Source organism: Erythrobacter sp. 3-20A1M (genome assembly GCF_018636735.1).
In the GTDB taxonomy this organism is placed as follows: Bacteria; Pseudomonadota; Alphaproteobacteria; order Sphingomonadales; family Sphingomonadaceae; genus Alteriqipengyuania.
The window spans coordinates 2507512-2521281 of sequence record NZ_CP045200.1; the positions used below are offsets into that span (position 1 = coordinate 2507512).

Consider the following 13770-nt stretch of genomic DNA (forward strand, 5'->3'; position numbering starts at 1 on the left):
TGCGTAAAGGCCGGACGGCAAGCAGCCCTCAGGCCTGCTGGTGAACCCCCGTCTGTCGGCTGGCCGCGGGGGCTGCCACTTGAGCCTTGCCCGCGACAGCGCCCTTATCGCGCTTGCCCGGCGACGAAGTGAGCAGACCTGCGCTGGCCAACCGTTCGCGTACCGCATCGGCGGGCTCGGGGCGGCCGTAGAGATATCCCTGGCCTTTCATCCCACCCATGGTTTTCAACAGGTCAAGTATGCGGGCGTCCTCTATACCCTCGGCCGTTACGGGCATTTTCAAACCCTTGCCGAGCGTGACAATGGCCTGCACGATCTCGGAGTTTGCATCCAGCCTGCTGAGTTCCATCACGAAGCTGCGGTCGATCTTCAGCCGGTCGAAAGGCAGCGAGCGCAATTGCGCAAGGCTGGAATAGCCCGTTCCGAAGTCGTCGAGGCTGATCTGGATGCCCTGGTTCTGCAGGCTGGTGATCATGGACCGGACGACGCCGATATTCTCGTGCAAGCAGTTCTCGGTAATCTCGATCTCGAGCCTTTCGCCCGGGAAACCCGTTTCCAGCAACAACTTCAGGATGCGGTGGGCGAACCATGGATCGCGCAGCTGGACAGGCGAGATGTTCACCGACAGCGTCAGCGACGCGTCCCACTCCAGCGCGTCGGCGAACGCCTCTCGCATAAGGCTCTCGGACAATTCGCCGATGAGGCCCATCTCCTCGGTGATCGGAATGAAGACCTCCGGACTGATCGAGCCCAGGGTGGGCGAGGTCCAGCGTGCCAGCATTTCGAAACCGACCAGGCGGCCCGTCTCGAGATCGATCTGCTGTTCGTAATGTGGAGAGAATTCTCCGCGATTCAGCCCCAGCCGGATTCCTTCCTCCAGCTGGCTGCGTCGCCGGAATTCGCGCTCCATTTCCTCGGCAAACCATGAATGGCGATTTTTTCCTTCGGCCTTCGCATTGTACATCGCGATGTCGGCCTGCTTCATCAGTTCCTCGGGCTGACAGTCCGCACTGCGTTTCGTTCGGTTCGGCAAGTAAACCGCGATACCGACCGACATCGTTATCGAGACCTCCGATCCGTCATATGTTTGCGGAGTGGAGACTTCGGCGATGATCCGTGACGCCAGCTGGTCTACGCGATCCGGCAGGCCGCGGTCGAACACGCTGACGACCGCGAATTCGTCGCCGCCCAGACGTGCGATCGATCCGCCAGCGGGCAGCAGCGCCCGGATCCGGTCGGCCACCGATACCAGCACTTCGTCGCCGACCAGATGACCGTGCAGATCGTTGATGCGCTTGAAGTCGTCGAGATCGATCATGATCAGGGCGAGGCCGTGGCCCGCTGCCTCGGCGTCTGCAGCCGTAAGGCGGATCGCATCGATCACGCTGCCGCGATTGAGGCAGCCGGTGAGTGGATCGATCCGCGCGAGCGCAAGCGCCTCCTGTTCGGCGGCTCGTCGTTCGACAATCTCCTCGCTCAGCTCGCGATGACGGCGCCAACCGAAGATGATGAGTGCGATGTTGAGGATCAGCGCGGAGGTGAGGCCGGCGTTGCTGGCGCTGGTGCTGTAACCGAGCCAGCCGCGCAAGATGCCGGGAAGGACGGCCCCTGCGGTTCCGACGAACAGGATGATCGCTGCAACGGCGATACCAAGCGTGACGAAGTCCCGGCGCTCGCTGTCGGCGGACGGCCTATCGTAAGTTGGCTGGGTTTTTCTCATCGGCACGCTTTAACCGCGCAAGCGGCCCCCTCTGATCTTCCCCCGGGGCGCTGTGCACCTAATGCGTGAATATCGGGTAAAAACCGGAATTCGCCTTTGACCCTCGGCGGGTGTTCGGGGGACACGCAGCCTCGCTTTCTGCAATAACAGGAATCCGACCCATGGCGCGTTACTGGCTGATGAAATCCGAACCCGATGCTTATGGCTGGGACGATCTGGAGCGCGATGGTGAGGGCCTGTGGGACGGGGTGCGCAATCACCGCGCCAAGAACAATCTTGCCGCGATGGAGGTGGGCGACCAGGCGTTCTTCTATCATTCCAACATCGGACGAGAGATCGTGGGGATCGTGGAGATCAGCGAGGCCGGTCTGACGGACCCGACGGATGAAGGCGGCAAGTGGGCTGCCGTGCGGGTCGTGCCCAAGACCAAGTTGCCGAACCCGGTCACGCTGAAGCAGATCAAGGCGGAACCCCGGCTGGCCGAATGCGAGCTGGTGAAACTGTCGCGCCTCTCGGTCGCGGAGATCGGTAAGGAAGAGTGGTCGCTGATCCTTTCGATGGCAGGCGTTTAGCGGCCCATCAATTGGGCGCAGTTACCGCTCGCCTCAACGCCGGTTTTGGGACCCCCTTCGCGATGTCATGCGTTTGGTTGGTGTAAGAAGGCCGCGGATGTCGCGGACCGAACATCGAAGGATAAAACCATGGGTGAATTTACGGACAAGGTGAAGGGCAACGCCAACGAAGCCGCAGGCAAGCTGAAGCAACAGTCCAACGATCCCGAGACCCGCGCCGAGGGCCAGGCTCAGGAAAGCAAGGGTAAGGGCCAGCAGCTCAAGGGTGAAGTCAAAGGCAAGCTCGGCGACGACATCTGATTGCTGAAACGTCAGTCAGGGCCGCTCTTCCATCGGGGGAGCGGCCCTTTCTCTTGGGTTAGGCGTTCGCGCGCAGTTTAGATATCGTTGCTCCCGCGGCGCTCAGTTGCTCCGCGTCTATCCGGCAATGGATCAGGCGAACACCCGAACGACCGCGCGCTTCCTCGATCGCCTCGAAGAACCCCTCGTCGGTATCGACCGACCGGCTCCAACCACCGAAAGCGGTCGCGAGCGCGGCGAAATCCGGATTGACGAGACCTGTTCCCGACACACGTCCGGGAAATTCCCGCTCCTGATGCATGCGGATGGTACCGTAGGTCGCATTGTCCACCACGATAACCAACAGATCGAGATCGTATTGCGCGGCGGTAGCCAGTTCCTGTCCGTTCATAAGGAAATCGCCATCGCCCGCGACGGCCACCACGGTGCGTTCCGGAAAGCGCCGCGCCGCAGCGATCGCGGCGGGTACGCCATAGCCCATCGCACCGCAGGTCGGCGCGAGCTGGCTGGGAAAGCCGCCATACCGCCAATACCGATGCCACCAGCCCGCGTAGTTTCCCGCGCCGTTGCAGATCACGGTATCGGCCGGGAAGATTTCGCGCATGTGGGTGACGCAGCGGGCGAGATCGAGCTGCCAGTCGCCCAGTTGCGGCTCCGACCAGTCGCGCCATTCGCGATTGGCGTTCGCCCCGGCGGAAAAGTCGGTGACATCGCCTTCGTCCCATAGCGCCGCGCTTTCGGCGAATTCCGCCATGTCGGCGCAGATGGCGAGGTCGGTGCGATAGACGCTGCCCAGTTCGTTCGGGTCGGGGTGGATATGGATCAGCTGCTGGTCGGGGTGATCGGGCGTTACGATCGAATATCCGTCGGTCGTGGCCTCACCCAGGCGCGCGCCGACGGCCAGGATCAAATCCGCCTCCCGCACCCGCGAAACCAGCGCCGGGTTGGGACCATAGCCCAGATTGCCGGCATAGACGCGACTGGTGGGGCTGATCGCGTCCTGTCGGCGGAAGGCGGTTGCGACCGGCAGGCCCAGCCGTTCCGCAAACACCTGGAAATAGTCGCGCGCTTTCGCGTTCCAGCCAGCACCCCCGATAATCGCGACGGGCGAGACCGCGTCGTCGAGCATCGCCATCATGGCCTGCATCGCATCGGGGCAGGGGGCCTGCGCGGGGCGCTCGACACGGGGGCGGGGCTTTGCCTGTGTCGCGTCGAACAGCATGTCCTCGGGCAGCGCCAGCACCACCGGACCGGGTCGACCCGAAATCGCGGTGGCGTAGGCTCGCGCGATTAATTCGGGAATGCGGTCGGCATCCTCGATCCGGGCCGCCCACTTGGCGATCGGCGCGAAGAAGGCGGGGAAGTCGATCTCCTGAAACCCCTCACGCCCCCGCATGCCGCGCGCCACATCGCCGACGAACAGGATCATGGGCTGCGAATCCTGCTGCGCGACATGCACGCCGATGCTGGCATTGGTGGCGCCGGGGCCGCGCGTCACGAACGCGACGCCCGGCCGCCCGGTCATCGTGCCGTCGGCGCACGCCATGAACGCGACGCCGCCTTCCTGCCGACAGGTCACGAGATCGATCGCCGGCGTGTCGTGCAGCGCGTCGAGCACCGGGAGAAAGCTCTCGCCCGGGACGGTGAAGATACGGTCGCAGCCTTGCTCGTGCAGGCAATCGACCAGCAGGCGCGCGGCTTGGGGAGAGGGGGTGTCGGTCATGCGAAGCAGCTACCGTTTTGTCGGGGCGGAAACAATGGCGCTTCCTTTCATGCCCGCCGGTTCCGGCGCGATCCGCGAAATGATCCATTCGTCCCGGTCTCGGACAAATCGACCGGGGCGGTGGCGAAAGGTAAAGAAAGGGTTAAGACCATCAGGCATGAGACGCGCCCTTCTCCTGACCGACGAATCCGCTCGCCACCCCTTCCGCGCGAGCTTGCCCCCGCATATCCGCGCCGGGGCCGAGCCGGAGCCGCCGCGCAGCCGCTGGGCACTGAACGCATCCGATGTACGCGGCTTCGCCACCACCTATTTCGCGACGCTCGCGGCGATGCTGGCATTGATCTTCTAATCCAGCTCCGCCGCGCGTTCGGTCATCAGCAGCCGCCGTGCGAGCCAGCACGAGATCAGGCACATCGCGGCGCTTAGCAGCAATTGATCGACGATCGCCACGCGCGCGGCGCTGAGCCCGGTGGCGAGCAGGGCCCCCGCCACCATAGCGCCTGAGTTCACGATATTGTTGGCCGCGATGGTCCGCGCCGTCTGCGTCTTGGGCACGAAAGTCGTCAGGAAGGCGTAGAGCGGGACCACGAACATCCCGCCCGCGATGGCTATACCCAGCAGGCAGAGCAGGAGCGGAATCGCCATGGGGACGCCGATGAAGTGCGGCACGTCCATCAACTCGCCCGCCGGAACCGGGGTCCACGCGCGGCAGACGAAGTAGAACGCCACCACGAACAGACCCATCACGATCACCGCCGCGGGCGAATAGCGCGCCGAAACCCGCCCCTTCAGCAGCGCGTTGACCGCGACCGAACCGATCGCCACACCGACCGAGAAGATGACGAGGAACAGGCTTGCGACCTCCTTGCTAGCGGTCAGCACGTTCTTGGCGAGCGGCGGGAACTGGATGATCAGCACCGCCCCGATGGTCCAGAAGAAGCTGATGGCGAGGATCGCGTAATAAACCCGCCGGTCGTGCATGGTGTTGCGCACCACCGTAACGGAGGAGCGCAAGATGTTTAGGTCGATCGGCTCGACTTCCCCTTGTGCAGGTGCGGGCGGAACCTGGCGCGACACCAGATATCCCAACACTGCCGTGCAGAATACCACCAGCGCGGCGATTTCGACCGGGATCCACCCGGCCAGAATGGTGCCCACCAGGATTGCCATATAGGTCCCGGCCTCGACCCATCCCGTGCCTGCCAGCACCTCGTCCGATTCCAGATGCTGAGGCAGGATTGCGTATTTGATCGGGCCGAAGAAAGTCGAATGCACACCCATTGCGAGCAGGGCGGCGAGCAGCAGCGGGATCGCCGCGTCCGCTATCAACGAATGGGGCGCGACGAAGCACTGGCCGACCGCCGCCGCGCATTCGACATCCTGCCACGCAATCACGAGGCCGAGCCCGCCCACGGTCATGATGCCGATCTCGCACCCCTTGATGATGCGGATGATCCGCGCCTTGTCGCGCATGTCGGCCAGCTGCCCCGCAAGCGCGGACAGGAGGAAGAAGGGCAGGATGAAAACGCCGGATGCGACGGCGCTGAACATCGCCTCCTTCGCTTCGGAATTGTAGATCGAATAGACCACGAACAGCACCATCGCGGTCTTGAAAAGGTTGTCGTTGAAGGCGTTGAACAGCTGGGTCACGAACAGCGGCAGGAACCGCCGGCGGCGCAGGATATGCGTCGATGTGGTCATGTACTCTCCGGTCCGCGAGACATCGCGTTCGCGGCGTCTATGCCAGCGGCCGGAAAGGAAACAAAGGGCGAAGGCGCTTTTTCCGCGCCGCCTTTGTCGCTAGGGCGCAAGGCGCAATGCTGACGCTGCCCAACATATTGACCCTGTCGCGCATCCTGGGCGTGCCCCTGCTCGCCTTCTTCCTGTGGTGGCCGAACTGGCAGTTCGGTTACGTGGTGGGATTCGTCCTCTACTGCGTGATCGGCCTGACCGATTATCTGGATGGCTATCTCGCACGGGCGCAGGGGGCGGTGTCGAAGCTGGGCATCTTCCTCGATCCGATCGCGGACAAGATCATGGTGGCGGCGGTGATCCTGGTGCTGACGGCGCAGGGGTTCCTGCGCGGGCCGTTCGTCGGCGACATGCACGTGATCGCCGGGCTGGTGATCCTGGTGCGCGAGATCGCGGTGTCGGGCCTGCGCGAATTTCTCGGCGGGCTGCAAGTGTCCGTGCCGGTCTCGCGGCTGGCGAAATGGAAGACGGCGTTCCAGCTGATCTCGCTCGGCGCGCTGATTCTGGGCGGCGCGGTGGAGGGCATCCCGTGCCAGTCGGTTTACGAACAATGCGGGCAGCTGGCGGACCAGTGGATTCACCTGACCGGCCTTGCCTGCCTGTGGGCGGCGGCGGTCCTGACGCTCGTGACTGGATGGGATTACCTGCGCGTCGGCCTGCACCACATGGATTGACGATGGAACACCGAACGGGGGTTTTTGCAAAACTCCGGCGGCGCTAGAAGTTGTTGTATTTCCTGCATTTGATGCCGGTTTCCTTAGCGGAAGAGTCACTTTCCATCCTGCGGTCTAACCATATGGTCGAACACAACATATTGCCGGGTTTATCGTCCCCGGGCGGGGTAGGAAACCGGTCCTGCCGGGCAGCGCGCCCTACGAGCGCCTATCGGTGACGTTTCCAGACCGATCGCGAATGATCGCAAGAACGTTTTCTTCGATGTCGCCCAGAGTGCGTTCGCCCCACCATCCCAGATACCAGCCCAGGCGCGAGCGCATCCGATAGTGTGTCGACAATACCACCCGCGTCGATCCGTCCTCTCGCGGATGCAAGTCATAACCCCCGCCGACCAGCTTGAGTATCGGTCCATCGGGCGCGATATGGCGATCCGTATAGCGCTGTATCGAATCGTCGGGAAAGGCGAAGAGCCATGCGATGCTTCGTCCGGGCACCACCTTGGTCACGATCTCCTCGAAGCGGATATCGCGCCCCCAGCGTGCCTTGCGGACCAACAGTCCCGCGCGATGCACAAGCCGCGCTTCCCGCGGTCGCGCGACCCCCAGCAGATCGTGGGTGAATGTCCGCCGCCCTTCGTTTTCCGCGATATCGGGTATCTCGACCAGATAGGGCCAGATTTCGGAGGGCGGTGCATCGATGTCGATGGAGCGGGACACGATGCGATCTTCCCATGGGGCGGGGGCGGTCATTTCCGCCCAGATGATGGCGAAGGGTGCCAGCGCGAGCCCCACAGAATTCAGGCGCGCGCCACCACTGTCCGCATCGCCGTCGCCGGCCGTATATCTTAGCAGATAGACGGCAAAGGCACCGCCCGCACCGCCCACAATCCAGAGTGGGAGGATCATTGCGATGCAGATCAACCCCTCGAACCCACCGAGCCAGACGACTGCAAGAATAGCCACGAGCAGCGCGACAGGGATGATGAGGCAGCCCGTGAGTGGGTAGTCGTCGGCAGTGTACATGCGCCGGGCGTACAGTGCCCCGATCGCGAATGGGAATGCCAGCAGGGCTCCAATCCCGCTCGTAGCGAATGCGAAGCCGGGGCCAAACGCAAGCCAGCCGAAGGCCGCTATCATCAGCACCACCATCGCGAGGTCCAGCCAAAGACCATGGCGATCAGCCCTGGAGGTATTCCGATCCTTCATCCCGTCTCCTTCGAGACCCCTGCAGCGCGCGGCAGAGAGAAGATGCGCTACGGTGCCTGGCTACCCGGGGACACTACCCCTTGCGCAGTTCCTCGGCCAGCAGGCGGAATTCGTCGCCGCGGGGAGAGTTCTTGCGCCAGACCAGCGCGATCTCGCGGTCGGGCGCGTCCGACTTGATCGGGCGGGCGACGACGTGGGTGCCGTTCAGGATACCCGCATCCAGCGCCATCTCGGGCAGCATGGTGAGGCCCAGATCGTTGTCCACCATCTGCACCAGCGTGTGCAGGCTGGTCCCGATCATCGCCGCGCTGGCGCGCAGTTCGGGGCGGTTGCAGGCGGCGAGCGCGTGATCCTTCAGACAATGGCCGTCTTCCAGCAACAGCAAGCGCCCCTCGTCGATCATGGCGGGCTTGATCTCGGCGGGCGGATCGCGCGGATCGCCTTCGGGAAAGGCGACGAACAGGCGGTCGTTCGCGATATGCTCCTGCTCCACCTCGCCGGTGGGGAAGGGGAGGGCGAGCAGCACGCAGTCGCTGCGCCCGTGATGCAACGATTCGATCGCGTCGGCGCTGGTCTCCTCGCGCAGGAACAGTTTCAGTTCGGGGCGGTCCTTGCGCAGGCGGGGCAGGATGCGCGGCAACAGGAACGGCGCGATGGTGGGGATCACGCTCATCCGCACGGTGCCGGTCAGCGGCTTGCCCGCCGCCTGGACGATGTCGGTCAGCTCCTCCGCCTCGCGCAGCAGGCGGTGCGCCTTTTCCACCACCTGGTTGCCCAGCGGGGTGAAGCGGACCACGCGCCGGCTGCGCTCCACCAGCGTGACGCCGAGCAGCGATTCCAGCTCGCGGATACCGGCCGACAAAGTGGATTGCGAAACGAAGCTCGCTTCCGCCGCGCGGCCGAAATGCCCGTGCTCGTGCAGCGCGATGAGATATTGCAGCTGCTTGATCGTGGGCAGGTAGGTGCTCACTCCGCCGCCTGATCCGCCATGGCGGGTTCGCTGCGCTCGTCCATATGCGTCATCTTCAGCCGCCCGTCCTCGACCGCGAAGCCGAGCTTGCCCTCGACCAGGTCGAGCGCGTCCTTCCCGAAGGTTTCGTACCGCCAGCCCTTCAGCACCGGCAGGTCGCGCACGCCCGCGGCCAGCGCTTCCATCTCGTCGCTGCGGGTCAGCAGGCGCGCGGCGATGTCGATCTCGCGGCTGCGGATCTTCAGCAGCAGCTTGAGCAGGTCGGCGACCAGCGCCCCCTCCTTGCCCAGCGGCGCGCCGCGCTTGGGCTTCTCGGGCATTTCGGACTTCGGCAGCGGCTCGGCGTCTTCGATCACCTTCAGCAGCCGCTTGCCGATATCGTTGTCCTTCCACGCATTGGACAGGCCGCGCACCTTGGCGAGATCGGCCTGTTTCTTGGGCGGATGGCTGGCGATGTCGGCCAGCGTCTCGTCGCGCATGATGCGGCCGCGCGGGATGTTCTTGTGCTTCGCCTCGCCCTCGCGCCACGCCGCCAGCGCCTTCAGCCGGCCCAGCACCTGCGCATTGCGGCCGGGCGAACGGATCCGCTTCCACGCGACACTCGGATCGTTCTCGTAATTCGCCGGATCGGCGAGCTTTTCCATTTCCGCGTCGAGCCAGGCACCGCGCCCGGTCTTGATCAGCTTCTTCAGGATCTTGGGGAAGATTTGCGCCAGGTAGGTGACGTCGCCGATGGCGTATTCGATCTGCCGGTCGGTCAGGGGGCGCCGGCTCCAGTCGGTGAAGCGCGCGCCCTTGTCGATCGTCTTGTTCAGCCAGCTTTCGACCATGTTGGCATAGCCGATCTGCTCGCTCTGGCTGACCGCCATCATCGCGATCTGCGTGTCGAAGATCGGGTGCGGGGTCTTGCCGGTGAGGTTGTAGATGATCTCCACATCCTGCCCGCCGGCGTGGAATATCTTCAGCACGTCCTCGTTGTCGGTGAGCAGGTCCAGCATCGGGGTCAGGTCGATCCCGTCGGCCAGCGGATCGACCGCGGCGGCTTCCTGATCATTGCCGAGCTGCACCAGGCACAGTTCCGGCCAGTAGGTGTTCTCGCGCATGAATTCGGTATCGACGCAGACGAAGTCGGATTTGGCGAGCCGCTCGCACAGCGCGGCGAGGGTCTCGGTATCGGTGATAAGGTCGTGGATTTTCATGATGTCTTTCTTTGGCTGTTCGGGCGGAGTACCGCCCTCGGCGCTCGCCCTCGCTTGACAAAGCGGGGCGCATGGCCTGTTAGCGCGCGCACAGCCGAAAAGGGGCCGCCCGCGAACCACGCGCGCCCTTAGCGCGATCCCTGCCGAATTGGAAAGCGAACAATACAATGCATGCCTATCGCACCCACACCTGCGCCCAGCTGACGAAGGACGATGTCGGGTCCACCGTGCGCCTGTCGGGCTGGATCCACCGCAAGCGCGACCATGGCGGCGTGCTGTTCGTGGACCTGCGCGATCATTACGGCATGACGCAGATCGTGGCGGACGAGGACAGTCCGGCGCTGGAGCTGCTCGATTCGCTGAAGCTGGAAAGCGTCGTCACCATCGATGGCGAGGTGAAGGCGCGCAGTGAGGGTACGGTCAATCCCAATCTGCCGACAGGCGCGATCGAGGTGTTCGCGCGCGAATGCACCGTGCAGTCGAAGGCGGACGAGCTGCCGCTGCCGGTCGCGGGCGAGCAGGAATATCCCGAAGACATCCGCCTCAAATATCGCTTCGTCGATCTGCGCCGTGAGACCATGCATGCGAACATCATGCTGCGCAGCAACGTGATCTCGTCCCTGCGCCGCCGGATGCAGGACCAGGGCTTCACCGAGTTCCAGACACCGATCCTGGCCGCCTCCAGCCCGGAGGGCGCACGTGACTATATCGTGCCCAGCCGCCTGCATCCCGGCACCTTCTACGCGCTGCCGCAGGCCCCGCAGATGTTCAAGCAGCTGCTGATGGTCGCGGGCTTCGACCGCTATTTCCAGATCGCGCCGTGCTTTCGCGACGAAGACCTGCGCGCCGACCGCAGCCCGGAATTCTACCAGCTCGATTTCGAGATGAGCTTCGTCACGCAGGAAGACGTGTTCCAGGCGATCGAGCCGGTGCTGGCGGGCGTGTTCGAGGAGTTCTCGAACGGCAAGAGCGTGACGCCCGCGGGCGAGTTTCCGCGCATCCCCTATGCCGAAGCGATGCTGAAATACGGCAGCGACAAGCCGGACCTGCGCAACCCGCTGGAAATCAGCGACGTTACCGAGCACTTCACCAGTTCCGGCTTCGGCCTGTTCGAGAAGATCGTGGGCGGCGGGGGCCGCGTGCGCGTGATCCCCGCGCCGAACACGCACGAGAAGAGCCGCAAGTTCTTCGACGACATGAACGACTGGGCGCGCCGCGAAGGCTTTGCGGGTCTGGGCTATGTCACCCGCAAGGGTGGCGAGTTCGGCGGGCCGATCGCCAAGAACCACGGGACCGAGGGCATGGAGAAGCTCTACGCCGAACTCGGGCTGGGCGAAAACGACGGCCTGTTCTTCGCCGCGGGTAAGGAGAAGGACGCGGCCAAGCTGGCCGGTGCCGCCCGCACCCGTGTGGGTGAGGAGTTGGGTCTGATCGAGCAGGGCTGCTTCAAGTTCTGCTGGATCGTCGATTTCCCGATGTTCGAATATGACGAGGACCTCAAGAAGGTCGATTTCAGCCACAACCCCTTCTCGATGCCGCAGGGCGAGATGGAGGCGCTGGAAAGCAAGGACCCGCTCGATATCCTGGCCTGGCAGTACGACATCGTCTGCAACGGCTATGAACTGAGCTCGGGCGCGATCCGGAACCATCGCCCGGAAATCATGTACAAGGCGTTCGAGATCGCGGGCTATTCGAAGGAAGACGTCGACGCTAATTTCTCCGGCATGATCGAGGCGTTCAAGCTGGGCGCGCCGCCGCACGGCGGCTCCGCGCCCGGTATCGACCGCATCGTGATGCTGCTGGCGGACGAGCCCAACATCCGCGAGGTCATTGCCTTCCCGCTCAACCAGCGCGCGCAGGACCTGATGATGGGCGCGCCCAGCGCCGTCAGCCCGCGCCAGCTGCGCGACGTGCACATCCGCACCGTCGAACCGCCCAAGACCGCGCCCGGCGAAACCACCCGCGTCGACCGCGCGGGGGAGTGATCGGGCACTTGCGCTGCGCCCGACCGTTCATTAGGGCGAAAGCAATTCGATAACCCCAGATGAGAGGGACACAAATGAGCGATACCGCCGAACGCGTGCAGAAGATCGTCGTCGAGCATCTCGGCGTGGAAGCCGACAAGGTTACCCAGGATGCCAGCTTCATCGACGATCTGGGCGCCGACAGCCTCGACATCGTCGAGCTGGTGATGACCTTCGAAAACGAATTCGGGATCGAGATCCCCGACGACGCGGCCGAGAAGATCACCACCGTCGGCGATGCGACCAAGTATATCGACGAGCACAAGGGCTAAGGCCTCCAGGCTCGCGAAGCCCGCCAGGGTCATGCAGGCTCAGCCCCGGCGGGCTGGGCCTGTTTTCTTTTGAGACGAATTTCCGAATGGAGAACACCATGCGCCGCGTAGTCGTTACCGGGCTCGGCCTCGTCACCCCGCTGGGAGCCGATGTGGAAACCACCTGGGCGAACCTGATCGCCAGCAAGAGCGGCGCGGGGCCGATCACGCGCTTCGACGCCAGCGATCAGAAGTGCCAGATCGCCTGCGAGGTGAAGCCGGCCGATCACGAGTGGGGCTTCGATCCGGGCAAGCGCGTGGATCACAAGGTGCAGCGGCAGGTCGATCCGTTCATCGTCTACGGCATCGACGCCGCCGGCCAGGCCCTCGAAGATGCCGGGCTGACCGAGATGAGCGACGCCGAGAAGGAACGCGCCGGCTGCTCGATCGGATCGGGCATCGGCGGGCTGCCGGGGATCGAGAGCGAATCGATCGTGCTGCACGAGCGCGGGCCGGGCCGGGTCAGCCCGCACTTCGTCCACGGGCGGCTGATCAACCTCGTTTCGGGCCAGGTCTCGATCAAATACGGGCTGATGGGCCCCAATCACGCGGTCGTGACGGCGTGCTCCACCGGCGCGCACTCGATTGGCGATGCCGCGCGCATGATCAAGGATGGCGATGCCGACGTTATGCTGGCGGGCGGTGCGGAAGGCACCATCAATCCGCTGGGCGTCGCCGGCTTTGCACAGGCCCGCGCGCTCAACACCGGCTATAACGACCGCCCGACCGAGGCGAGCCGCCCCTACGACCGGGACCGCGAGGGATTCGTCATGGGCGAGGGCGCGGGTGTCGTCGTGCTCGAGGAATACGAACACGCCAAGGCGCGAGGTGCGAAGATCTACGGCGAGGTCGTCGGCTACGGCCTTTCGGGCGATGCCTACCACGTGACTGCGCCGCATCCGGAAGGGAAGGGCGCGGAGCTCGCCATGCGCATGGCGCTGAAGAAGGCGGGGCTGGAGCCGGGCGATATCGACTACGTCAACGCGCACGGCACCAGCACCATGGCCGACACGATCGAGCTGGCTGCGGTGAGGCGCGTGCTGGGCGACGATCTGGGCGGGGCGAGCATGTCCAGCACCAAATCGGCGATCGGCCACCTGCTGGGCGGCGCGGGCGCGGTAGAGGCGATCTTCTGCCTGCTCGCCATGCGCGACGGGGTGGTTCCACCAACACTCAATCTCGACAACCCGGACGAGGGGACCGAAGGCGTCGACCTGGTGCCGCACACCGCGAAGAAGCGCGAAGTGAACGCGGTTCTCAACAACAGCTTCGGCTTCGGCGGTACCAATGCCAGCCTGGTGATGCGCAAGGTCGACTGA

Annotated in this window: 13 protein-coding genes; 7 read left to right on the forward strand and 6 right to left on the reverse strand. The window is 64.3% G+C overall.

The features are described from left to right. Positions 1-28: 28 nt before the first annotated feature. Positions 29-1720: a bifunctional diguanylate cyclase/phosphodiesterase gene (locus F7D01_RS12275; RefSeq protein WP_215227815.1), complete on the reverse strand. Its 1692-nt coding sequence runs from the start codon at positions 1718-1720 to the stop codon at positions 29-31. 161 nt (positions 1721-1881) lie between these two features. Between F7D01_RS12275 and F7D01_RS12280 the strand changes: the two genes are divergently transcribed. Beyond that, complete coding sequence (locus tag F7D01_RS12280; protein ID WP_215227816.1) at positions 1882-2292, forward strand: EVE domain-containing protein; 411 nt, start codon at positions 1882-1884, stop codon at positions 2290-2292. Between the two features lie 129 nt (positions 2293-2421). Next, entirely contained in the window at positions 2422-2592 is a 171-nt protein-coding gene (locus F7D01_RS12285) for a CsbD family protein (RefSeq protein ID WP_215227817.1), read from the forward strand. Between the two features lie 58 nt (positions 2593-2650). Here the strand turns inward: F7D01_RS12285 and F7D01_RS12290 are convergent, their stop codons facing one another. Then, complete coding sequence (locus F7D01_RS12290) at positions 2651-4315, reverse strand: thiamine pyrophosphate-binding protein (RefSeq protein ID WP_215227818.1); 1665 nt, start codon at positions 4313-4315, stop codon at positions 2651-2653. A gap of 157 nt (positions 4316-4472) precedes the next feature. Here F7D01_RS12290 and F7D01_RS12295 point away from each other — a divergent pair, with 157 nt between their 5' ends. After that, the gene (locus F7D01_RS12295) at positions 4473-4664 is read left to right on the forward strand and encodes a hypothetical protein (protein ID WP_215227819.1); all 192 of its coding nucleotides are present in this window, start codon (positions 4473-4475) and stop codon (positions 4662-4664) included. On the opposite strand, the gene F7D01_RS12300 is transcribed toward F7D01_RS12295, so the two are convergent. Further along, a complete protein-coding gene (locus F7D01_RS12300) occupies positions 4661-6016 on the reverse strand; it encodes an MFS transporter (protein WP_215227820.1) in 1356 nt (451 codons plus the stop codon). The genes F7D01_RS12295 and F7D01_RS12300 overlap by 4 nt on opposite strands. A gap of 116 nt (positions 6017-6132) precedes the next feature. Here F7D01_RS12300 and pgsA point away from each other — a divergent pair, with 116 nt between their 5' ends. After that, positions 6133-6741, forward strand: coding sequence for a CDP-diacylglycerol--glycerol-3-phosphate 3-phosphatidyltransferase (gene pgsA, locus F7D01_RS12305; RefSeq protein ID WP_215227821.1), 609 nt, complete (start codon positions 6133-6135; stop codon positions 6739-6741). A gap of 198 nt (positions 6742-6939) precedes the next feature. Here the strand turns inward: pgsA and F7D01_RS12310 are convergent, their stop codons facing one another. The 3 genes from F7D01_RS12310 to rnd form a co-directional block, all read right to left on the reverse strand. Continuing rightward, positions 6940-7947: a hypothetical protein gene (locus F7D01_RS12310; RefSeq protein WP_215227822.1), complete on the reverse strand. Its 1008-nt coding sequence runs from the start codon at positions 7945-7947 to the stop codon at positions 6940-6942. Between the two features lie 73 nt (positions 7948-8020). Further along, a complete protein-coding gene (locus tag F7D01_RS12315; protein ID WP_215227823.1) occupies positions 8021-8917 on the reverse strand; it encodes a hydrogen peroxide-inducible genes activator in 897 nt (298 codons plus the stop codon). After that, entirely contained in the window at positions 8914-10116 is a 1203-nt protein-coding gene (rnd, locus tag F7D01_RS12320; RefSeq protein ID WP_215227824.1) for a ribonuclease D, read from the reverse strand. Before rnd ends, F7D01_RS12315 begins: the two co-directional genes overlap by 4 nt. 167 nt (positions 10117-10283) lie before the next feature. Between rnd and aspS the strand changes: the two genes are divergently transcribed. The 3 genes from aspS to fabF all read left to right on the forward strand — a co-directional run bounded on the left by aspS (position 10284) and on the right by fabF (position 13770). Continuing rightward, on the forward strand, positions 10284-12101 hold the full coding sequence (gene aspS / locus F7D01_RS12325) for an aspartate--tRNA ligase (RefSeq protein ID WP_215227825.1): 1818 nt from the start codon (positions 10284-10286) through the stop codon (positions 12099-12101). A gap of 74 nt (positions 12102-12175) precedes the next feature. Beyond that, positions 12176-12412, forward strand: a complete 237-nt coding sequence (locus tag F7D01_RS12330; RefSeq protein WP_215227826.1) for an acyl carrier protein — start codon at positions 12176-12178, stop codon at positions 12410-12412. 98 nt (positions 12413-12510) lie between these two features. Further along, the gene (gene fabF, locus F7D01_RS12335) at positions 12511-13770 is read left to right on the forward strand and encodes a beta-ketoacyl-ACP synthase II (protein ID WP_215227827.1); all 1260 of its coding nucleotides are present in this window, start codon (positions 12511-12513) and stop codon (positions 13768-13770) included.